The sequence below is a fragment of the Bacillus sp. L_1B0_5 genome (assembly GCF_000836715.1).
Lineage (GTDB): Bacteria > Bacillota > Bacilli > Bacillales > Bacillaceae_G > Bacillus_A > Bacillus_A thuringiensis_S.
In genome coordinates this window covers 1-21,180 of the sequence record NZ_JXIS01000067.1, presented here as the reverse complement: position 1 = coordinate 21,180, position 21,180 = coordinate 1, and the positions used below count along the sequence as shown (strand labels likewise).

Sequence of the window (21,180 nt, the reverse complement as noted above, 5' to 3'; positions counted from 1 at the left end):
TAAAACCGTAATAAGTGGGGGTTCTTCATCCCCACTTATTATTAGCCCTCACCAATTGTTTTTTTAGCAAAATATATTAAAAGTAGGTTCTCTCACACAAGAGAATCTACTTTTTTAATATATTATTCCAAGAAATTAACATTCTATTTTTATTATTGACATATAGTTCTTTCCGGTGTTAATATTCTAAATAATCAAAGAAACAAAATATTTCACCATCAAAATATAATGTCTACTACGTTGAAACATATAACGATAGATTATAGCTCAACATGTATATACATATAGAACACCTGATTACCTATAAACAAATATTTATAATAGGTTTTATCTCCTTCTATAACTCTACTTCAAGACATGGACATTATGACGTTACGAACAACACATTTAGGGAGGAACGAACAATGAAGAAAAAAGTTGTACCTGTTGTTGCATCTGTTTTAGGGGCAAGTCTATTACTAACTGCTTGTGGGGGAAATAAAGATAATGCAAGCGGAGCGAAAGCAAACGATAAAGTACCTGATAAACAGGCAATTAACTTATCATTCGCTTCAGAAATTCCAACAATGGATGTTGCAAAAGCAACGGATGGGGAATCCATGAATGTAATGCGAAATGTTTTTGAAGGTTTATATGCAATGGGAGAAGATAATAAACCGATTCCTGGTGTTGCTGAGTCGGTCGACATTAGTCCCGATAAAACAAAATATACATTCCATCTGCGTGATTCAAAATGGTCAAACGGTACTCCTGTTACAGCAAAGGACTTCGTCTTCGCTTGGCAACGTGCCGTAAATCCTGATACAGCAGCTGAATATGCATTCTTATTCTTCGATATAAAGAATGCGAAACAAATAAACCAAAAACAATTACCGGTTGATCAATTAGGTATTAAAGCTGTTGATGACAAAACTTTAGAAGTACAACTAGACCGTCCTGTTCCTTACTTCTTAAGCTTAACGACATTCTCAACATTCTTACCAATTAATGAAGATTACTTAAAGTCTCAAGGCGATAAATACGGTTTAGAAACAAATCATTTAATTTACAACGGTGCTTTCACATTAGATAACTGGAAACATGAGCAAAGCTTCCAATTGAAGAAGAATCCTAACTATTGGGATGCTAAAACTGTAAAATTAGAAGAAATCAACTTCAATGTCGTTAAAGATAAGTCTACAGAAGTTAACTTATATGATTCAGGACAAATTGATCGCGTTGCTTTAACTGCGGAGTTTGTTGATAAATATAAGGGCGATCCAAACTTCAAAGAACGCGCTGAAGTTGGCATTCAATTTTTACGACTAAATCAAAAAAATGAAACATTAAAAAATCAACATGCACGCCTTGCTATTAACGGAGCAATGAATAAGAAAGCATACGTAGAAACAATTTTAAATAACGGTGCTGTTCCAGCTGAAGGAATGGTTCCTGCGAAATTTGCAAAAAGTCCTGATGGCAACGACTTCCGTAAAGAAAATGGAAATCTAGTGAAAGATGATGTGAAAACAGCGAAAGAAAACTGGAAAAAAGCGAAGCAAGAACTTGGTACTGACAAAGTAACAATTGAACTCTTAACAAGTGATAATGCTTTAGCTAAAAAGACTGGTGAATATTTAAAAGGTGAACTAGAAAAGAACTTAGATGGATTAACAGTGAATTTAAAACCACAACCACGTAAACAGCAGTTAAAACTACTGTTAAGTGGTGACTATGAAATTGGTATTGATGGCTGGGGCCCTGACTTCGCTGATCCAATTACATTCTTAGATTTATTTACAACAGATAGTGCTTATAACTTCGATAAATACTCTAACAAAGAGTACGATGAGCTCATTCATAAAGTGAAAACAGATTTAGCTGGCGATGAAAAAGCACGCTTTGAAGCAATGAAGCAAGCTGAAAAAATTCTATTACAAGACGGCGCTGTCGCTCCTTTATACCAACAAGGTCGTTCTTACTTACAACGCTCTTTCATTAAAGGACTTGTAACAACTGACTTCGGCGGTGAATTTAACTACAAGTGGACAGAAGTTGCAAAATAATAAGTAATAATAAAAAGGTATCCAATTGAAGGATACCTTTTTATTTTATGCTTCTTTAATTATAGAATTACTTCTCTTTACCATCCCTTTTATACCTATGGTAATTCCTGCTACCCATTTTGTAACTAGTACAATAAGTAATAATACAATAATATTTCTCTCCCAATCAACTTCACCAAATATTATTGTATGATAACCGTCTGTTACGGGAAATCCCCCTAATCTAGTGATAAATATTTGCGTATCAATAATAAGAAGGCAAACAAAAAGATTATCAATTCTCTTCATAGCTCTCTTTTTGCATTGAACCAAAACTCATCATAAATATAAACACAAACATCAAATATGTTCTCCACGTCAAAGAAGGTATATGCCCTGACCAAAGATAGCTAATCAAATAGTTAATCCCCATAATACAAGAAGATACTACTAAACTAATGCTTATGAGTTTTACATATTTGAACATATCTTTTCTCCTTACTTTTCTATCTCTTCAAATTGCAGATTTACCGGCTCTTCTAGGAGTGTTTCATAAAAGTTTTCAGCCAAATCTGTTGAAGGAATTTTTCCATCCACTTCATCAAATCGAATACTATCTAGCCACACACAACCTTCTCCTGATAATAAAACACCAAATGCAATACCAAGCGCTCCTTCTTTTATATCTAATACAACCGAGTACGATTGCCAGTTATTCGTATTTTTAATGGGGCGATTTTGCATATTATCCATAGCGAGCGGTTCTGTATCTTTTCCATCTACTCGCATCCACAATCCTGCCCAATCTCTTACGCTTTCACTCTTAACAAACGCTGTAAAACGTAATCTCTTCCCTACATATTTATCTGCTCGGAACATTTGCATTAATGTTGAAAATCCTCCGTGCGTAACATTCTCTTTTGCTTTTATGTATGCAGATACTTTCCCTTGATGGACAACTTCATAATCTAAACCCATCTCATATTCAGCAGGATGACTTCCACTTAAGATCCATCCTTTCGGTATACCTTTTTGCATTGGAACACCCTCTCCTCTTTCTATATAAAATGACTGGAAGTACTTTCGATATTTCTTTGGTGGCAATTGAAACATTCTTTTAAAAGCTCTCGTAAAGGCCTCTTGTGAGGAAAAACCATATTGCATTGCAATATCAATAACAGGTCTTTCAGTCGATACTAAAGCCTGTGCAGCATGAGTTAATCTTCTCTTTCGAATATAATCCGTTACACTCATCCCAATATACCTTTGAAAAATACGATGAAAATGGTACATCGATACCGCACTGCGAGATGCCACTCTTTCTGTTGTAAGCTCCTCATGTAAGTGATTCTCTATATATTCAATTGATTTTTTTATTATCTCTTTATATTCTTCATGCATTTTAGTCCCTCCCTCACAACTTCAATTTACCATATACATACAAATCATTTTTGATTTAAATTGCGGATTAATCCTTGAAGCTACAAGTCAAAATTTTATTTTCAACACATACATAATTACATGATTTTAGGAAAAACTTGTATAGAACAAATTTACATAAGGAGGAATTTATAATGAGAATTTTACTATCAGTTTTATTAGCTCTTATGCTAGTACCTGCATTAACAGGATGTAAAGCTCCTGCAAAGGAAGACACGACTTCTAATAAAAAGACTACAGAAGAGGCAAAGAATGAAGCCCCTGCTGATTTAAAACTAAATTTCAATGAATTCGATTTAAAGGCAGACTACCAAGATACTAAGAAAGACTACGAAGCAGACTATAAAAATGTAGCAGCTGATAAAAAAATGGAAGCAAAAATTGAAGATCATAAAGCAGATGTAAAATTAACAGGAGATGAGGCTATCACAAAATTAAGCCCACTTCTACAAGAATTAAAATTTGATAAAGATACTCCTGACCAAGAAGTAATCGATCAAGTAGCGAACGTGTTCAAACTTGATAAAGACTACCAAAAATTCGATTTAGAAGTTGTCTTCTCTGATGGAACGAAAAAAGAATACAAAAGAGAAATAAAATAAAGAAGTAGGCGATTGCCTACTTCTTTATTTTTTAATTTTTGCGTATCTTAGTTCTGGACTAGAACCGATAATGAACTGAACACCAGATACTGATGGTTTTTGTAAATATGAAGCACTTGGGAAAATAATTGGGATTAATGGTGAATCTGTAAACATAATATCTTCCGCTTTATGCAATAAGTCAAAACGCTTATCTTCGTTTTGTTCAACTTTTGCTTCTTTTACTAAAGCGTCAAATTCTTTATTATGCCATTTTGCATAGTTATTCGGACCATCACCTGCATATAGATCTAGTTTAGTAATTGGATCTAATAAAGAGCCGCCCCATCCCATATAAGCTAATTGGAAATCACTTTGCTTGTATGTGTCGATGTAACTCTTCCATTCTTTATTTTCTAATTTAATATCTACACCAAGATTTTTCTTAAACATTTCTTGCATTGCTTCTGCTACTTTTTTATGTTGTGTATCTGTAGTGAATTTTAATGTTACTTCAGGTAATGTAGACCACCCTTGTTCTTTCATACCTTCTTCTAGTAATTTTTTCGCTTCTGCTGGATCAAATTTAACATAATCACCTTTTTCTTTACGGAAATCACGACCACTTTGTGTTTTTGCTCCTTCTGGAACGAATGCATATGCTTCTTGCGCATTATTTTTATACAATTTTTCAACGATAAATTTACGATCAATCGCTAATGAAAATGCTTTACGTACCTTCGCATTTGTAAACGGCTCTTTTTCTACGTTAAACGAATAAATATAAGATGAGAATCCTGCAACACGCTTATATTCTTTATTTCCTTTTTCTTTTTCAATCATCTCTTGTGGTAAACCACTTAGTAAATCTAATTCTTTTGATTTAAATAATTGATACGCTGTTTTAGAGTCTGGAATAATACGAAACTCAATTTCTTTTAGAGTTACCTTTTTATCGTAGTATTCTTTATTTTTTTGTACTGTAATAGCCTGGTTATGCTTCCACTCTTTTAACGTGAATGGTCCATTTGTAATTAACTCTTTTGGATCTGTTTTTAATTTATTATTATCATCAATCGACTTTTTAGCTAATGGAATAAATAATGAGCTTGCTAATTTTTGTTTAATAGAAGCAACTGGATGTTCAAGAGTTACCTTTAATGTTTGAGGATCAACGACTTGAATACCAACTTGTCCCTCTTCACCTTTTCCAGTATTATATGCCTCTGCCCCTTTAATGAAATACATTTCTGTCGCATTCATAGAACCCGTTTTCGGATTTAATAATCGCTTCCATGCAAATTCAAAATCATTTGCCGTAATAGGAGAACCATCTGACCATTTAATATCTTTCTTCAAATGGATTGTATATTCAGTTCCATCAGCATTTACTTCTTCTTTCTCTGCTAATTCATTTTGATATTTCCCATCACTATCTTGCGTATATAAACTTGAAAACAACTGCCCAATTATATAACCTGACGTGCTATCTGTTGCAATAGCAGAATCAAGTGTATATGGATCACTACTAATATTCGTTACTAATCGATCTCCTTCTCCCTTACCGGCACTCGCCTTTTGCGTCTCTTTCTTACCGCAAGCGACCGAAGTAATCGCTAAAACAGTCATAATGACAAACAGTAAAAACTTCTTCATCCTACATTCTCCTTTAACCCGAAATTTTTGGTGTTGATGCTAATAATGTTTTTGTATAAGAATGTTGTGGATTACGGAACACTTCGTCCGTATTTCCAAATTCAACAAGTTCTCCTTTGTATAAGACAGCTACTTTTTCACATAAATAGTGAACCATCGGTAAATCGTGCGCGATAAATAAATATGTATAGCCTTGCTCCTTTTGAATCTTTTGCAGCAGATGTACAATTTGAATTTGCAATGAAACGTCTAATGCCGAAATTGGTTCATCAAGAATTAATACTTCTGGCTCACATAATAGCGCTCTTGCAATAGCGATACGTTGACGTTGTCCTCCGCTAAATTCATGCGGATATCGATCAATATATCTTCTATCTAATCCAACACGCTCTAGCGCATCACCTGCTACTTTATCCTTCAACCCTTTATCACCTAAACCGAATGAAATATAACCTTCCGTTACGCTATCGCGTACTTTCCAGCGCGGATTTAATGCAGCTGTAGAATCTTGAAAAATGAACTGTACTTTCTGTAAAAACTCTCGCTTATGAGCTGACTTCAGCTTGTGAACGACTTGACCGTTATAATCAATTTCACCAGACGTTGGACTCTCAATCCCTGCTATGAGCTTTCCAAGTGTTGTTTTTCCTGAACCACTTTCACCAATAATGCCAAGTGTTGTTCCTTTCGGGATAGAAAGTGATATGTCTTTTAACGCTGTGATTTCTTTACTTTTACTTCCGTACGTTTTCATTACTTGCTTTACAGTAATTAAATCTGTCGTCATGAGGCATTCACCTTCTCTTTTGATTTCGCTTTATTATGCTCTAGAACATGCTGCCAACAATGTGAACTATGCTCCTTAGAATATGTTGTTCTCTCTGGGAAACGATGAATACATTCTTTTATCGCTACTGGACAACGATTTACAAAAGGACAACCAAAGCTATTTAATGTTTCAATGGAAGGTGTCGTTCCTTCTATAGCACGTAATACCTTTTCGGAATCATCCATATTCGGAATTGCTTGTAATAAACTTTTCGTATATGGATGTTTAGGAGAACCTATTACCTCCTGTATCGTTCCTTTTTCAACGACACGTCCCCCGTACATAACAACTACTCGATCAGCTACTTCACGTACAAGTGCCAAATCATGTGTAATTAATAAAATACTCGTATTTTGTTTTTCTTTTCTTTCTTTTAATAGCCCCATAATTTGTTTCTGAATCGTTACATCTAACGCTGTTGTCGGCTCGTCTGCAATTACAAGCTTTGGATAACAAGCAAACGCAATTGCTAAACAAATACGCTGCCTCATACCTCCGCTTAATTGATGTGGGTACTGTTCAAAGCGTTTCTCTGCTTCATGTATCCCTAAATCTGTTAACAAGTTAATCGCAATTTCCTTTGCTTCTCTTTTCGATTTTTTCTCATGTTGCAAAACTACTTCTGTAATTTGTTTGCCTACCTTCATCGTTGGGTTTAAAGATGAAAGCGGATCTTGAAATATAAAGGAAATATCTTTTCCGCGAATTTGATTCCATTCTGACTCTTGTAAATTCGTTAATTCCTTTGCTTGGAAAGCTATATTTCCATCATCAATATGAATTGATTCTTGATTCAAGCCGATAATGGATTGTGCTGTGACACTTTTTCCTGAACCACTTTCTCCTACAAGTGCAACTATTTCACCTTCGTTAATAGAAAAGGAAACATGTTTCACAATCGCTTGCTTACTATTCTCTTTTTCAACGGCTAACGTTACGTTTTCTAAAGATAAGATTTGTGCCATGTTTTTTCTCCTTTCGATTCCGTTTGACGATTTTTGGATCAATCGCATCTTGCAAACCATCACCAATTGCATTAAATGCGAACATAATGAGTGCAATCATGATTGCCGGGAAAAATAGCTGCCACCATTCTCCGCTCAATAATGTCCCAAGTGCATCATTCGTCATCGTCCCCCAACTTGCCGCTGGTGATTGTACTCCAAGTCCTATAAAGCTTAAAAATGATTCTGAAAAAATAGCTGCTGGAATTGTAAATGATAAATTTACGATAATAATCCCTGTTAAATTCGGAATTAAATGCCCATATATAATTTTCATATGTGATGTACCTAATCGCTCTGCTGCAATAACAAACTCTCGTTGTTTTAAAGACAATACTTGTGCTCGAATGAGACGAGCCATTCCAATCCATCCCGTTAATGCAAGGGCGATAATAATGGTGAAAAGACCTGGTTTCATAACAATTAATAGTAAAATAACAATTAATAAATATGGGATGCCGTATAATACTTCAATTCCTCTTATAATCCACTCATCAATTAACGTTCCAAGGCGATTACGCCCTCTCACATATCCACTAAATCCACCAATCAGTACACCAAGCCCTATATCGAGGGCAGCTGCTACTAATCCAACTGTTAGTGAAATCTTCCCACCAGCCCAAGTACGTGCCCAAATATCTCTCCCTAGATCATCTGTTCCAAACCAATGTTCACTACTCGGCGGTAAATTTGTTGCCTCTTTTACTTGTTCACTCGCAGTAAATGAAGTTAAACTTTCGCCAATAAGCGAGAAAACAATAATTAGCAATAACGTCACTGTTCCTAAAACTGCGATTGGATTCGATATAAACTTACGAAACACTTCTTTCTTTCTGCTAATCGTTTGCTGATTTTTATTTATCGTTAATTCTTTTTTCTCTTCTTTCGTTAATAACTGTTCATTAATTTCATAAGCTCCCATTTAAATATCCCCCCTCCTTATGTAATAGAACGAATACGCGGATCAACAATGCGGTGAATAATATCTGTAATGAAAATACAAGCAATTAATAATGCACTATAGAAAATCGTTGTTCCCATAATCACCGGATAGTCTCGGTTAAAAATACTATCTACGAAATATTTTCCTAGGCCAGGAATTGAAAAGATTTTTTCAATAACGAAAGTCCCTGTTAAAAGTCCAGCCATTAACGGTCCCACAAATGTAAGTACTGGAACAATCGCATTTCGAAGAGCATGTCTTATAATAATCTTCTTAATTGGTATACCTTTTGCTCTTGCTAGCTTAATATAATCACTCTGCAGTACTTCGATCATATTAGAACGAACAAACCTTGTAATAACTGCAATTGGCCCTAACGCTAATGCAAAGGATGGCAATACCGTATGTTCGAATGTTCCCCAAGAGGCTACTGGTAAAAACTCAAATTGGATAGCAAATACTTGTATAAATAGTGGTGCTAAAATAAAACTTGGAATAGAAATACCTAGAATTGCGAGCAAACTCACACTATAGTCAATTACTCTCCCATGATATAGAGCAGCAAATGTCCCTGCCGCAATTCCTACCAACAATGAAATAACAAGTGCTTGTAGACCAATAATTGCTGATGGACCAAAGCCAGTTGTTATAATTTCTGATACACCTTGCCCGGTTGATTGAACAGATTCACCAAAATCAAAATGAACTACACCGTCTAAATAAGCAACATATTGATTCCATAACGGTTTATCAAGGTGATACTTCGCTCTCATGTTTTGGATCACTTCTTCAGGAAAGATTTTTGCATCTGATGAAAATGGATCTCCCGGAATAATATGCATAATTAGAAATGTCACTGTCGTAATAACCCATAGTGTGAACACCATAACCGATAATTTTTTAATTACATACACTTCAATAACCCCCTAAACACATGAATTTACTTTGTTTTATGAATGTACTTTTTCCATTACTCCCTTTTCTCTTTTTAGAATACAAAAAGCCTTGATCTTAAAAAATAAGATCAAGGCTTAACAAACAAAGGCCCATCACTTATCTTTCAAGACTTGCTTGCTGGAATTAGCACGGTGTTCCTATTACAGAACCCGCTGCTGAGGTGTCATAGGGCCAGTCCCTCTACCTCTCTGGATAAGTAAATTGCTATATTATTATTTGGTTCAAATTGTATATTTCGAATTATAATTCTGAAAAATTGAAAAGTCAATCAAATTGGATAAATTTAGAAAAATCAGTTTTTAATTCTTTTATCGAAATTACAGTTTTCGGCTTATCATAACAAGAAATGATGTTAAAGGAGTTATAAGATGGATCCCTTACTTCTTGCTACTATAGGATTATCCTTAACTATCGTTATACTTGTCATCATCGGCTTCTATAAACTCTTTATTAAAAAGAAACGTATCACTTCTTTCTTATACCCCTTTCGATAATATTACCGGGCAAACTATTTCCGAATTTCACGAAGAACAGAAAATATTAGTATCCGAGGATGCAGACGGAGATGGTAAGAAGAAAAAATAACCTTGCACAGGCAAGGTTATTTTTTCGTTTCTGCTTGAAAACGTTTATAGTATGTCGATGCTGTTGCAAAATTAATTTCTATATCACGAATCAACGATGAATCTTCTTCTTTAGCTAACTTCTGTAATTTTTTCATCGCTTGTTCCGATTCATTCAAGAAACCAACATATACTTCATGTTCTTGCTCTTTCGACTTCGGCACACGAATTTCTTTACGTATATGATCAATATCTTCTAACATGCTCGTTGTTACCTTTTGCACATCTTCTTTATATGTAGCATTCGTTATTTCCTTACCGCCCTTTTCTTTTGCCACTTCAAATAACTGCAGTGCTTTATTAATTTCTTTATTCATTTTTATATCGTATTTTTCATGTACTGCAAGGTATTCTTTCATCTCTTCTGTTTGTTCAGCAGATTGCTCTACCTTTTCTTTCGTTTCTTTCGTATCTTTATTTCCATTACACCCTGCTAGAAAGAGCATACTTCCCATTACAGCAATACCCAAAACCTTCTTCATCTCTTCTTCTCCTTTTATCTACAGCTATTACTCATTATAGTTTCTTTTATCTCCACTTGTTATTATACCGAGAACGCCCTACTTTTTACACTTAAGACGACATCGTAATATATATACCAACATGTTTGTCACAGTATCGTCACTTTATACAAATAACTTTTGCAATGCTTTACTACATCACCTTACAAAACTGTAAGCACACATAAAGAACAAACCATGCTAGACTTACATATGCATAACGCAAACATATGTAAGTTTTTAAGGAGAATCATCTATGTACAACACAATGCCTTTTATGGGAGAAGATATTCGTGTCCTTATTCGCGAAAAATCACTTCATATCGAAAATACAGAGAGCCTTCGCCGCGTATTAAAGAAGAAGCATGCTCCATTTAAGTTAGCTCAATATTTAAAACAACAACACACAAATCAATTTCATACCGTGCTAAATATATCGGATAAATCATTAACAATCGAAATCATCGGTCATGTCTACATTGGAAACTTCGCAGATATCTTAAAAGAAATCCCACGTATACCGAAGATTGCTCCTATTATCGTTAAAAAAGCGTATAAAATTACTGACCATACCGATATTATCGACTGTGGGGAAAAAGAAGTCGATAGTAATCGCTGGGTGTGGGATAAACTTGCTGTTTTATATGATACGATCATGAATAATATGTATGATGTATTTCAAAGAAATGAAAAAAAGAACTGATTCAAACATTCCCTTTGAATCAGTTCTTTTTTGTTAAGCCTCTAAATTTTGTCTTTGTTGCAGTTCAAACTGCTTCTCACTTCTTCTGGCCATAAATAGATAACATAATACTGCCCCTACTTCACAAAGCGCAATAACAACACCCATCGGTAACGCTGTATTACTCCCACCAATACCTACTAGCGGAGCGACAAGCGCTCCTGAAATGAACTGTAATAAGCCTAATAAAGCTGACGCTGTTCCTGCAGCTTGCTTCTGATTTCTCATCGCTAATGAGAACCCAGTTGTTGATACAACCCCGACACTTGATACAACAAGGAATAACGAACATAAAACACCGATTAAACCTATTCCTAGTACGATTGTCAGTAGTAAAGATAGGCCACCAACAGCTGCGATAATAATACCAGCAACAAATAATGTCTTCTCATTCACTTTCCCCGCTAAACGACCCGTTACCTGACTAGCAATAATAATACCGATGCCGTTAATCGCAAAGAATAAACTAAATTGCTGTGGCGATGTTCCGTATATGTTCTGCAGCACAAATGGTGAGCCCGAAATGTATGCAAACATTGCCGCTGTTACTAATCCTTGTGACAATGCATATCCCATAAACAGACGGTCCTTTAACAATTTTCCGTACGTCGCCAAAGTCCCTGACAAACCACCCGTTTCTCTTTCTTCAGGAGGTAATGTTTCACGCAATACAAAAGTAGCTGAGATTAACATGAATACGCTAATTGCTCCAAGAACGATGAAAACACCGCGCCACGTTGTAAACTGTAATAATTGCCCTCCAATAATTGGTGCCAAAATAGGTGCTGCTCCGTTTACTAACATAAGCAGTGAGAAAAACTTCGTCATTTCAGAACCTGAGTACATATCACGTACCATTGCACGTGATATAACAATCCCGGCTGATCCTGAAGCTCCTTGTAGGAAGCGCAATAATACTAATGTCCAAATAGATGGCGCAACAGCACAAAGTAAAGAAGAAGCAACATAAATAATAAGAGCAATAATAAGTGGTTTGCGTCTTCCGTAAATATCGCTAATTGAGCCAACAAATAATTGTCCTACTGACAACCCAAGCAAACAAGCTGTTAATGTAAGCTGCGCTAGGGATGCACCTGTTTGCAAGTCATCCGTTAACTTCGGTAATGAAGGCAAATACATATCAATAGATAATGGCCCAATCGCCGTAAGTGTTCCTAATACAAGAATCATCCATAACCTGTTTGCCTTTACAGGTTTATATATTTCGTGATTAACTTCATTCACTTTTTCAATTCACCCTTTCCTATATACACTGAATCGTAACAATTATAGTTACATCATAAACATACGTCAAGTACAGCGCATTTTCCTCTTTCATAATGTAAAAAAAAGCGATAGAAATTCTATCGCTTTACTTTTTCACATTGCTATTCGTAAATTTAGATACCGAGGCCATCGTCTCTCCTGTATCTAAATATGTAATTTGAATTGGGTCTCCTACTTCTGTAAACATAGCATACGGGAATTTCTTCACCGGTATCATAAATACCTTTTGTTCATTCTCTAAAAGTACGTACACGATTGTATTTTCACCTGATTTCTCTTTATATACACGTTGTACAATACCTTCTTTTTGCGCTTCTTTTCCTGTTGAGGTTGGTCTAAAGGTATCACCATTACCACTCATTACGTTTTTATAATTCTCAAGCGCTTCTTTCTGCGAAGAACCTGTCGCAAATATTTTTGCATTAGCAGCATATACAACTGTATGTGCACGTACTAGGCCTCCGTCATCAACAACCGGAATAATCCAAGCTGGTTTTCCGTATACGTTATAAATGACAGGCATTGTCCCATGCCATTTCTCTCTCTTAAAGGAATTATCTACTACTTCTGTAGCTGCTGAACCATCCATAATCCCCTTTACTTCTTTTCCATTATAGTAATATAGCTTGCCTGTGCGTGCATCTACTAATGAATAGCCTAGGGCTGAATCTACTCCTTCTTTTGGAGAAGTAAAGTCTGTAAAATAATACAGTGTTCCATCTTTACCAAAGATCGGGGTCACGCCTTCTTTCGTTCCCCACTCAGTCGGAATTTTCATATCTGTTTGTGAGAATTTCGTATTCCAAAATCCGTGAATATATTTACCAAAGTACGTATTTAACGTAGATGCAGTCTCATGATTTAATACACCATCAACAAATTTAGGTGCCTTTCCTTTATCATATCTTTTCACTTCACCTGTTTGTGCATCTACTACGACAACACCTTCTACCTCAAATCCAGATCTTCCTGAAATAAATTCACCATACGTCATTGTATAATATGGTTTTCCTTGATCATCAACCTCAAATTTAGGTTTTCCTTTAAAGATTAAATTTGGTTCTGCTTGCCTTACCACACGCTCTAACTTATTACCAAAAAACATGCTTGGCACATATTTCATTTTATAACCGAGGTGCAGTTTCGCTTCCGCATCAGGATTCGTACCTGACATCGTTACATACCCTGGAATTGTCTCAGCTTTACGCGCTTTAAAAAATCCTGAAACTTCAATCGGCGCTACATATAAAGCTTCGCCGTTTACCATTTGTGGCGTTAATTCTCCTAGCTCAAAATAAGCTACTTTCGGAATATCACCAAATACTTTTTTCATCTTATTCTCCGCTGTCTTTGGCGGCACTGTAAACGGCTGGTCATTTTCAGTAAATGGCTCTGAAATATCTTTCTCTACCTTAACAACAGAATCATATTTCTTTTGCGAGATTACTATATCGTGCAAATAACCAAAGTAGCCGTAACTTGCGAGTAAAATAAACATTAGAAGTCCTTTTAGCGTACCTTCTAATTTCCCTATTTGATCTTGTGAAAATAAAACAAGCCCAATTAAAATTGCTACTGCAACAGAATAATGAGTAAGAATCGAATCTACTCGATCATCAATTAGCCAAAAGTATTCATAGATTGCAATACCTATCCAAAATAAAACAGGAATAACTAAAATAGATGATTTCTTACCCTTTACAACCTTCTTATCTCCCTTCTTATCCACTGCCCGAAGCTTACTACTGCTTCTTGTCCATGGAATCAAAAACAAAGTAAGAATAGCTAAAACTACAAATTTCATCAAAGGCACTGTCCCCTTTTCTTTTGTATTCCCTTTTAGTATAACAAATAAAGGGTATTAAGGTGAAAATAGGAATAGTTATATTTTTTTACTACTTAATACAATCCCGCTCACTACATATAGAATAGATGCAATATAAAAAATTGTACCAATCGTAAAGAAATCTACTAAATATCCCGTGGCAATAACCGCTACTGCTCCGCCAATGGATGTCCACACATGGTATTTTCCAATCTCATAACCAGCCTTTTCCTGCGCAACCTTTCGTGCTAATGAAGTCTTCTCAGTATTACGCTGCACAGCACCTAAAACTCCCATTACAATTTGAAGAATATACACATGCCATACTTCCGTGGCAATCGGAAAGCAAAGCATTAAGATTGCCATGGACCAAGCGTATATTATTAATAATTTTCTATCACCTACTTGATCAGATATCTTTCCCACTAGTGGATATACAAGTGCTGATGTTAAAGCAAATAAGCCATACGCCCAGCCAAATTGCGAGAAGCTATTTCCAACGTTTCGAAGCAATAATATATAAAAAGGAAATACCATACTTCCTGCCATCATGATGATACTTTGCGAAGCCACAAATCTTCTATATGTCATTTCGTATACTCCCTATAAAATAAATTCACAAATCTCTCTTCTGAATCTACTTCCTTCTTTTTCTTGAGAAATTCTTCAATACGAGGATATGCCCTCTTTAACTGCTCTTTCGTTGGATAAGAATAATACGGCAAATAGTAACTACCGTTATGCTTTAAAGTAACATCAATCATCTTCCGAATGACATCCTCTGTTTTCTTTATCTCACTCTCTGAGCGTCCCTGGTTAATCAAAAGAACCAGCGCAAACATATCATCTTTCGCATAGGACAAAACTGCATTTTCATTCTTTTCCACGTAACGAATCGTAATGTTGAGTAAATTAAACTCTTCTTCATTTAATGCGTTACGTAAATCATCTATATACTCCGTGAAAGCATCTATAGGCACAAAGTATTCTTGTAACACTTCGGTCCTATTTGGATTTTCATATTCCATAAAAGCACTATCTGATCTCATAACATTATTACGCGTCTCATACTTTCCATCTGTACGTTCAAAATAACCTCTTTGTATATCCCAAAATGTATTCTTTCCCCAATCACTATAACGTGATAACCCAAGTAAAAATTTAGGTGCAGCTATAATATTTTCTTCCTTTAATTCACTGTACTCTTCTCTCATATTTTGATTTTGTGCCAAAGTATAATCCGTCACATACATCTCTTTTAAAAATGAATTTGGAGCAACAGAAATACGCGCTAAGTGCATACGAACATTCTCATCTCTTTTCACTTTCTCTTTGAAATAAGATGCGTATTCTTTATAATCTATCATTCTCGTGTGCATTTCATATAATTCATCATCTGTTAACTTCAGCGTCACATCTAAAATAACTCCAAATAAACCGTAACCACCAATGACATATGGAAATAACTCTACATTTTCTTCTCTACTTACATTACGTACCGTGCCATCTGCCATTAACAATCTGAATGACTCTACTGTATCAATTAGTGCCTCATGACGAATATCACGCCCGTGTACATTTACACTTAATGAACCACCAACAGTAAAAATATTTTGAGACTGCATGACCTGTACCGCAAGGCCATATGGATTTATTTTCTTCTGAATATCATTCCACGTGACACCACTTTGAACTGTAATCCGCTTCTTCTCTGGATCGAATTCTAATATTTTATTATATCCTTTCATATCGAGCATCGTGCCATTCGGATAATATGTCTGTCCTCCTTGGCTATGTTGCATGCCTGCAATGGAAATTTTCTCTCCTGAAACTTTTGCATCTCGCACTAATTTTATTAACGAGTGCTCTTCCGTAGCACTTTCAACACGTTTTATTTTTGTCGGAAGCAATTTACCTACATCACTCATAATAGGATGATCAATTTGTTTTTTATACGTATGTACAGACGTTGCAAGCAAAACCGTATATGCGACAATGACCACTGCTATCTTTCTTTTTTTCAAAGGACACTCTCCTTATTAGCAACAAAAAGAGATACCCGTTCTTTCAGGTACCTCTCTTGACAGTGATTACTTTGCTGCTGGCAATTGTATTGGATCAAATTTATCATACGATGTAAACTTTGCATCCGTAATAATGTGCGCTTTATCCTTACCATTGCTACTCATAACCATATCTATCTTTGCTGATTCATATTTAAAATCTTTTGTAATAATATATTCCCCATCTATTTCTTCTATCTTTGCATTTTGGCCTTGTAGCATTTGTTTCTGCTTTTCATCCATACTAGCTAGCATACTCTCTGTCTCTTGCCCTTTTAATGCAAACTTCAGTTTATAATTATCTCCACTTTTCTCCATCTTTACTTTATTTAAAATTTCCGATGGAATCTCTAAATTATCTACCATTCCTTGAGTCGCGTTCATTCCGTTAGCATTTAATTGTTCCTCTGGTACAGACATCACTTCACCCGTATTAGGATTTTTCACCTGACCAGCAATTTTGCCACCTACATCATAAACAATAACCTCTGTACCAGAAACATTCATTTCAGAACGAGAGTTTTTTTTCTTCGGCTCTAGTTGCATTTTGGCCTTCATTACATTCATCTCTGTTCCTTCAGCCTTTATTCCCACATCATATGTCATCGTTACATTTTCTTCGTTTTTAAAAGCTTCATTCGCTTTATTGAAAACATCCTTCGCTGTTAATTCCTTTTCTTTCTGCACAGCTTCTTTTTTCGGTTCATCAGTCTTTTTTGTTTCCTCATTACTACACCCTACTCCTAGACCGACTGCAAGTACTAGACTTGAAATTAAAATAAGTTTTTTCATAACGTCCCCTCCTTCCCAAAAATAATATCATCTCTATTCCTATGAAATCTATATAATTCGTAATATTTATCTTTAAATTTATTTCCTATATAACAACATGTTTGAGAAAAAGTTTAAATATGATGTAAATAATAACAACTCATTTCAGGAGGTCATTATGAAAGCGATTATTTGCACAAAGTATGGACCACCTAATGTTCTCCAGCTTCAAAATGTAGAAAAGCCTAAACCTAAAAAAAATGAAGTATTAGTTAAAATTCACGCAACAAGTGTAACGACTGGAGATTGTAGAATACGTGGCTTTAATAGCCCCCTCTTATTTTGGATTCCTATGCGGATCATATTAGGTTTCAGAAAACCGAGAAAACCTATACTTGGCGTAGAGTTATCCGGTGAAATCGAAGACATTGGAACAGATGTAACACAATTTAAAAAAGGGGATCCAGTTTTTGCATTAACAGAACTCAACCTTGGTGGTTATGCCGAATACACATGCGTGCATGAAAGTGGATTAATAGCATTAAAACCTACCAATGTGACCTATGAAGAAGCTGCTGTTATTCCTTTTGGCGGAACTTCAGCATTGCACTTCCTTAGAAAAGGACAGATAAAAAAAGGGCAACAAGTACTTATATACGGCGCCTCTGGGTCAGTAGGGACGGCAGCCGTACAACTTGCTAAATACTTCGGGGCGACTGTCACAGCCATTTGTAGTAGTTCGAATTTCGATTTAGTAACAGCTTTAGGGGCAGACAACGTAATTGATTATATGAAAGAAGATTTTACTAAGCGGGGCGATCACTACGATATTATATTTGACGCAGTTGGAAAATATCAAAAGTCTCTTTGTACAGATGCATTAATGCCTAATGGAAAATATGTATCTGTGAACGGAATGATGGCAAAGGTCAGTAAAGAAGATATGAACCTACTAAAACAACTAGCTGAAACAGAAAAGCTAAAACCTGTTATTGATAGAACTTACCGATTAGAAGAAGTTGCAGAAGCCCATACGTATGTAGAAATGGGCCATAAGAAAGGAAATGTTTCGATCACCTTAAAATAAAATATATTCTGAAAATATAATTGACAATTCTTTTTGTACGATTTACTATTAGTACCATATTCAAAACTACATACACATACTCTTATCAAGAGTGGCGGAGGGACTGGCCCGATGATGCCCGGCAACCGAGCTTATTACGTATAAGCTAAGGTGCTAATTCCTGCAAAACGAGTTTTCGTTTTGGAAGATAAGAGAGGAATCTATTTCGTCTATTCGGCACCTCTCTTATTTTTGGGAGGTGCTTTTTATTTTGGAACGTATATGAAGGGGGATTTATAGATGAAAAAGGTATTATTAAGCATTGTAAGCGGAGCAGTATTATTATTAGGCGCATGTAGCGCGAGTTCAGATAAAGAGGTAAAAGCATTAGACGAGAAAAAGATTACTGTCGGTGTAACAGGTGGGCCGCATGAACAAATTTTTGAAAAGGTAAAAGAAGTTGCCGCAAAAGATGACCTCGAAATTGATATAAAAGTATTTAATGATTATGTAGCGCCAAACGTATCTTTAGATGAAAAAAGCCTTGATGTAAATAGCTACCAAACGAAATCGTATTTAGATGTATTTAAAGCTGAACGCAATATGAAATTAGCTGAAGTATTTTCAACAGTAACATTCCCTATGGGCGTATATTCTAAAGATATAAAAGATGTAAAAGACTTAAAAGACGGCGATGCGATTGCTGTACCAAATGACCCAACGAATGAACTGCGAGCTTTAAAATTATTTGAAAAAGCAGGGGTTTTAAAAGTTGATCCAAAGGCTACAGAAAAAGCGACTGCAAAAGATGTAATTGAAAATCCAAAAAAATTAAAGATTGTCGAATTAGAGGCATCTCAATTACCAACGCAACTAAGTGAAGTAAAAGCAGCTGCAATTAACACAAACTTTGCATTAGGTGCAAAATTAAGTCCAGCGAAAGATTCTATTTTCCGCGAAGGAAAAGATTCACCATATGTGAACTGGGTTGTTGTTCGTACTGAAAATAAAGATGATGCCGTTGTAAATAAATTAAAGAAAGCTTATCAATCTAAAGAAGTAAAAGAGTTTATCGAGAAAAAATTTGATGGTTCAGTTTTACCATCTTGGTAGGAGCTGACGATAATGATTGAATTAAAAAACATATCCAAAGTATTTTCAACAAAAAAAGGGACTGTTGAGGCTCTTAAGTCTACTTCCCTTAAAGTAGAAAAAGGCGAGGTATTTGGAATCATTGGGTATAGCGGCGCTGGTAAAAGCACATTGATTCGATGTGTAAATTTATTAGAAAAACCAACGACAGGAAATATCATTGTAAACGAACAAGACTTAACAACGTTATCGACAAAAGAACTAGCAAAAGCGAGACAAAAAATCGGAATGATCTTTCAAGGATTCAATTTACTTAAAACTGTTACCATCTATGAAAACATTGCATTACCTTTACGCCTTGCTGGCATTCCAAAAGCGGAAATTAAAAAAAGGGTAGAAAAATATTTACGCATTGTCGATCTTTTCAATCGAAAAGATGCTTATCCAAGTGAACTTTCTGGCGGTCAAAAACAGCGCGTTGCAATTGCACGTGCACTATCACATGAGCCTGAAGTGTTATTAAGTGACGAAGCAACGAGCGCTTTAGATCCAGAAACAACTGATTCTATTCTTGATTTGTTATTAAAGATTAACGAAGAAATTGGAATTACGATTTTACTCATTACACACGAAATGAACGTTATCCAACGTATATGCGACCGCGTTGCCGTTATGGAACATGGATCTGTAGTCGAAAGTGGGACTGTGAAAGATATTTTCACAAACCCACAACATGTAACAACGAAGAAATTTGTAAATAGCGCCTTTGCAGCTAAAATTCCAGAAGAGGTACAGAAAGAACTACAGAATACTGGAGAAATTGTAACACTTTCATTTATTGGCACTACTTCAGGTGAACCTGCCTTAGCTGTTGCCACAAAACGTTTCCAAGTGTATCCGAATATTTTATCCGGTAATATTACGCAGTTAAAACATGAAGCATATGGGAAACTAGTCGTTCATATGCAAGGAGAACAAAATGAAATCCACCGTGCTTTATCATTTTTACAAGAGCAAGGAATCATTGTAGAAGGAGGTAGAACAGATTATGGGAAACAAGTCCTTTTTGGATGAATGGGGTAAAGTCATATGGGAAGCCACAATTCAAACCTTTCAAATGACATCTATTTCATTACTCATCTCTATCCTTATTGCATTACCACTTGGCGTCACACTTGTTTTAACGAGACCTGGTGGGCAGCGTGAAAATAAAATCATCTATCCTATTCTTAATACGGTTATTAATACCATTCGCTCTCTTCCATTTATCATTCTATTATTCTTCATCTTACCTTTTACAAAGTTTCTAATGGGAACATCCATTGGCGTGCAAGGTGTGATCGTACCACTTGTCGTCTTCACAGCTCCCTATATCGCACGTTTAATGGAGACGGCTTTACTAGAAGTAGATCGCGGTGTCATTGAAGCCTACCAAGCGATGGGCGTTTCTACTATAAAAATCATTTGGCACGTTATGGTGAAAGAAGCTCGTCCCTCCCTTGTACTGGGATTAACAATTGCAACGATTGGCTTAATCGGCGCAACAGCAATGGCTGGTCTTGTAGGTGCTGGCGGGCTAGGAGACTTAGCATATCGATTCGGACATTTACGCTACGAACCAGAAGTAATGTATGCAACCGTCTTTATTCTGATTATCCTCGTTCAAGGATTACAGTCTTTAGGTAATGGTGTTGCACGAAGACTGAAAAAAGATTAAAAAAGAAGGTATCTCACTAGGGTGAGATACCTTCTCAGGCTGTGGAGAAAGTCTTCTCTA

21 protein-coding genes, 1 pseudogene and 2 riboswitches are annotated in these 21,180 nt (G+C 35.7%); of the genes and pseudogenes, 8 read left to right on the top strand and 14 right to left on the bottom strand.

Annotated elements, in window-relative coordinates; translation table 11 throughout:
• The first annotated feature begins 404 nt into the window (after positions 1-404).
• A complete protein-coding gene (locus RT27_RS20940; RefSeq protein ID WP_043937312.1) occupies positions 405-2,045 on the top strand; it encodes a peptide ABC transporter substrate-binding protein in 1,641 nt (546 codons plus the stop codon).
• A gap of 45 nt (positions 2,046-2,090) precedes the next feature.
• Here RT27_RS20940 and RT27_RS20935 read toward each other — a convergent pair whose 3' ends face one another.
• From RT27_RS20935 to RT27_RS20925, 3 genes are read right to left on the bottom strand one after another with little or no spacing between them, the layout of a single operon-like run.
• The gene (locus tag RT27_RS20935) at positions 2,091-2,333 is read right to left on the bottom strand and encodes a hypothetical protein (RefSeq protein ID WP_043937310.1); all 243 of its coding nucleotides are present in this window, start codon (positions 2,331-2,333) and stop codon (positions 2,091-2,093) included.
• Positions 2,320-2,511 carry a hypothetical protein gene (locus RT27_RS20930; protein WP_016083986.1) on the bottom strand — a complete coding sequence of 64 codons (192 nt, stop codon included), beginning with the start codon at positions 2,509-2,511 and terminating at the stop codon, positions 2,320-2,322. The genes RT27_RS20935 and RT27_RS20930 overlap by 14 nt, the downstream gene beginning before the upstream one ends.
• Positions 2,512-2,522: 11 nt before the next feature.
• A complete protein-coding gene (locus tag RT27_RS20925; protein WP_043937309.1) occupies positions 2,523-3,425 on the bottom strand; it encodes an AraC family transcriptional regulator in 903 nt (300 codons plus the stop codon).
• A gap of 173 nt (positions 3,426-3,598) precedes the next feature.
• Here RT27_RS20925 and RT27_RS20920 point away from each other — a divergent pair, with 173 nt between their 5' ends.
• Entirely contained in the window at positions 3,599-4,066 is a 468-nt protein-coding gene (locus RT27_RS20920; RefSeq protein ID WP_016083988.1) for a YusW family protein, read from the top strand.
• A gap of 24 nt (positions 4,067-4,090) precedes the next feature.
• On the opposite strand, the gene RT27_RS20915 is transcribed toward RT27_RS20920, so the two are convergent.
• Genes RT27_RS20915 through RT27_RS20895 form a run of 5 tightly spaced genes read right to left on the bottom strand, consistent with a single transcriptional unit; the run spans position 4,091 to position 9,391 of the window.
• Positions 4,091-5,701 carry a peptide ABC transporter substrate-binding protein gene (locus RT27_RS20915; protein WP_043937308.1) on the bottom strand — a complete coding sequence of 537 codons (1,611 nt, stop codon included), beginning with the start codon at positions 5,699-5,701 and terminating at the stop codon, positions 4,091-4,093.
• Between the two features lie 13 nt (positions 5,702-5,714).
• Positions 5,715-6,488 (bottom strand): ATP-binding cassette domain-containing protein, encoded by a 774-nt coding sequence (locus RT27_RS20910; RefSeq protein ID WP_016083990.1) that lies wholly within the window; start codon positions 6,486-6,488, stop codon positions 5,715-5,717.
• On the bottom strand, positions 6,485-7,495 hold the full coding sequence (locus tag RT27_RS20905; RefSeq protein ID WP_043937307.1) for an ABC transporter ATP-binding protein: 1,011 nt from the start codon (positions 7,493-7,495) through the stop codon (positions 6,485-6,487). Before RT27_RS20905 ends, RT27_RS20910 begins: the two co-directional genes overlap by 4 nt.
• Entirely contained in the window at positions 7,452-8,456 is a 1,005-nt protein-coding gene (locus RT27_RS20900; protein ID WP_016083992.1) for an ABC transporter permease, read from the bottom strand. Before RT27_RS20900 ends, RT27_RS20905 begins: the two co-directional genes overlap by 44 nt.
• A gap of 17 nt (positions 8,457-8,473) precedes the next feature.
• Positions 8,474-9,391, bottom strand: coding sequence for an ABC transporter permease (locus tag RT27_RS20895; RefSeq protein WP_043937306.1), 918 nt, complete (start codon positions 9,389-9,391; stop codon positions 8,474-8,476).
• A 136-nt stretch (positions 9,392-9,527) separates the two neighbouring features.
• Positions 9,528-9,633: riboswitch (SAM riboswitch) on the bottom strand.
• Between the two features lie 169 nt (positions 9,634-9,802).
• Here RT27_RS20895 and RT27_RS33840 point away from each other — a divergent pair.
• A pseudogene (locus RT27_RS33840) lies at positions 9,803-10,019 on the top strand (DUF3951 domain-containing protein).
• Between the two features lie 16 nt (positions 10,020-10,035).
• Here the strand turns inward: RT27_RS33840 and RT27_RS20890 are convergent.
• The gene (locus RT27_RS20890; RefSeq protein WP_043937305.1) at positions 10,036-10,539 is read right to left on the bottom strand and encodes a lipoprotein; all 504 of its coding nucleotides are present in this window, start codon (positions 10,537-10,539) and stop codon (positions 10,036-10,038) included.
• A gap of 274 nt (positions 10,540-10,813) precedes the next feature.
• Between RT27_RS20890 and RT27_RS20885 the strand changes: the two genes are divergently transcribed.
• A complete protein-coding gene (locus tag RT27_RS20885) occupies positions 10,814-11,260 on the top strand; it encodes a hypothetical protein (protein WP_016083995.1) in 447 nt (148 codons plus the stop codon).
• 33 nt (positions 11,261-11,293) lie between these two features.
• Here the strand turns inward: RT27_RS20885 and RT27_RS20880 are convergent, their stop codons facing one another.
• The 5 genes from RT27_RS20880 to RT27_RS20860 all read right to left on the bottom strand — a co-directional run bounded on the left by RT27_RS20880 (position 11,294) and on the right by RT27_RS20860 (position 17,266).
• Entirely contained in the window at positions 11,294-12,553 is a 1,260-nt protein-coding gene (locus RT27_RS20880; RefSeq protein WP_231577703.1) for a multidrug effflux MFS transporter, read from the bottom strand.
• Positions 12,554-12,671: 118 nt separating this feature from the next.
• Positions 12,672-14,390, bottom strand: a complete 1,719-nt coding sequence (locus RT27_RS20875) for a DUF3981 domain-containing protein (RefSeq protein WP_016083996.1) — start codon at positions 14,388-14,390, stop codon at positions 12,672-12,674.
• Between the two features lie 78 nt (positions 14,391-14,468).
• A complete protein-coding gene (locus RT27_RS20870; protein ID WP_016083997.1) occupies positions 14,469-15,002 on the bottom strand; it encodes an MFS transporter in 534 nt (177 codons plus the stop codon).
• Positions 14,999-16,435 (bottom strand): FAD-binding oxidoreductase, encoded by a 1,437-nt coding sequence (locus RT27_RS20865; protein ID WP_016083998.1) that lies wholly within the window; start codon positions 16,433-16,435, stop codon positions 14,999-15,001. The genes RT27_RS20870 and RT27_RS20865 overlap by 4 nt, the downstream gene beginning before the upstream one ends.
• A 66-nt stretch (positions 16,436-16,501) precedes the next feature.
• Entirely contained in the window at positions 16,502-17,266 is a 765-nt protein-coding gene (locus tag RT27_RS20860) for a DUF6612 family protein (RefSeq protein WP_016083999.1), read from the bottom strand.
• A 157-nt stretch (positions 17,267-17,423) separates the two neighbouring features.
• On the opposite strand from RT27_RS20860, the gene RT27_RS20855 reads away from it, so the two are divergent.
• From RT27_RS20855 to RT27_RS20840, 4 genes are all read left to right on the top strand, one after another.
• Positions 17,424-18,332 (top strand): NAD(P)-dependent alcohol dehydrogenase, encoded by a 909-nt coding sequence (locus tag RT27_RS20855; protein WP_043937301.1) that lies wholly within the window; start codon positions 17,424-17,426, stop codon positions 18,330-18,332.
• 79 nt (positions 18,333-18,411) lie between these two features.
• A riboswitch (SAM riboswitch) is annotated at positions 18,412-18,526 on the top strand.
• Between the two features lie 85 nt (positions 18,527-18,611).
• Entirely contained in the window at positions 18,612-19,424 is an 813-nt protein-coding gene (locus RT27_RS20850; RefSeq protein ID WP_029441434.1) for a MetQ/NlpA family ABC transporter substrate-binding protein, read from the top strand.
• Positions 19,425-19,436: 12 nt separating this feature from the next.
• Complete coding sequence (locus RT27_RS20845) at positions 19,437-20,477, top strand: ATP-binding cassette domain-containing protein (RefSeq protein WP_016084002.1); 1,041 nt, start codon at positions 19,437-19,439, stop codon at positions 20,475-20,477.
• Complete coding sequence (locus RT27_RS20840) at positions 20,452-21,120, top strand: methionine ABC transporter permease (protein WP_043937299.1); 669 nt, start codon at positions 20,452-20,454, stop codon at positions 21,118-21,120. The genes RT27_RS20845 and RT27_RS20840 overlap by 26 nt, the downstream gene beginning before the upstream one ends.
• Positions 21,121-21,180 lie beyond the last annotated feature (60 nt).

What these genes read in the sequence shown, in the direction of transcription:
- RT27_RS20915 (WP_043937308.1), bottom strand. Translation starts at nt 5,701, where the DNA reads ATGAAGAAGTTTTTACTGTTTGTCATTATGACTGTTTTAGCGATTACT.
- RT27_RS20855 (WP_043937301.1), top strand. Translation starts at nt 17,424, where the DNA reads ATGAAAGCGATTATTTGCACAAAGTATGGACCACCTAATGTTCTCCAG.
- RT27_RS20860 (WP_016083999.1), bottom strand. Translation starts at nt 17,266, where the DNA reads ATGAAAAAACTTATTTTAATTTCAAGTCTAGTACTTGCAGTCGGTCTA.
- RT27_RS20905 (WP_043937307.1), bottom strand. Translation starts at nt 7,495, where the DNA reads ATGGCACAAATCTTATCTTTAGAAAACGTAACGTTAGCCGTTGAAAAA.
- RT27_RS20840 (WP_043937299.1), top strand. Translation starts at nt 20,452, where the DNA reads ATGGGAAACAAGTCCTTTTTGGATGAATGGGGTAAAGTCATATGGGAA.
- RT27_RS20935 (WP_043937310.1), bottom strand. Translation starts at nt 2,333, where the DNA reads ATGAAGAGAATTGATAATCTTTTTGTTTGCCTTCTTATTATTGATACG.
- RT27_RS20920 (WP_016083988.1), top strand. Translation starts at nt 3,599, where the DNA reads ATGAGAATTTTACTATCAGTTTTATTAGCTCTTATGCTAGTACCTGCA.
- RT27_RS20940 (WP_043937312.1), top strand. Translation starts at nt 405, where the DNA reads ATGAAGAAAAAAGTTGTACCTGTTGTTGCATCTGTTTTAGGGGCAAGT.
- RT27_RS20930 (WP_016083986.1), bottom strand. Translation starts at nt 2,511, where the DNA reads ATGTTCAAATATGTAAAACTCATAAGCATTAGTTTAGTAGTATCTTCT.
- RT27_RS20845 (WP_016084002.1), top strand. Translation starts at nt 19,437, where the DNA reads ATGATTGAATTAAAAAACATATCCAAAGTATTTTCAACAAAAAAAGGG.
- RT27_RS20850 (WP_029441434.1), top strand. Translation starts at nt 18,612, where the DNA reads ATGAAAAAGGTATTATTAAGCATTGTAAGCGGAGCAGTATTATTATTA.
- RT27_RS20870 (WP_016083997.1), bottom strand. Translation starts at nt 15,002, where the DNA reads ATGACATATAGAAGATTTGTGGCTTCGCAAAGTATCATCATGATGGCA.
- RT27_RS20925 (WP_043937309.1), bottom strand. Translation starts at nt 3,425, where the DNA reads ATGCATGAAGAATATAAAGAGATAATAAAAAAATCAATTGAATATATA.
- RT27_RS20890 (WP_043937305.1), bottom strand. Translation starts at nt 10,539, where the DNA reads ATGAAGAAGGTTTTGGGTATTGCTGTAATGGGAAGTATGCTCTTTCTA.
- RT27_RS20900 (WP_016083992.1), bottom strand. Translation starts at nt 8,456, where the DNA reads ATGGGAGCTTATGAAATTAATGAACAGTTATTAACGAAAGAAGAGAAA.
- RT27_RS20875 (WP_016083996.1), bottom strand. Translation starts at nt 14,390, where the DNA reads ATGAAATTTGTAGTTTTAGCTATTCTTACTTTGTTTTTGATTCCATGG.
- RT27_RS20910 (WP_016083990.1), bottom strand. Translation starts at nt 6,488, where the DNA reads ATGACGACAGATTTAATTACTGTAAAGCAAGTAATGAAAACGTACGGA.
- RT27_RS20885 (WP_016083995.1), top strand. Translation starts at nt 10,814, where the DNA reads ATGTACAACACAATGCCTTTTATGGGAGAAGATATTCGTGTCCTTATT.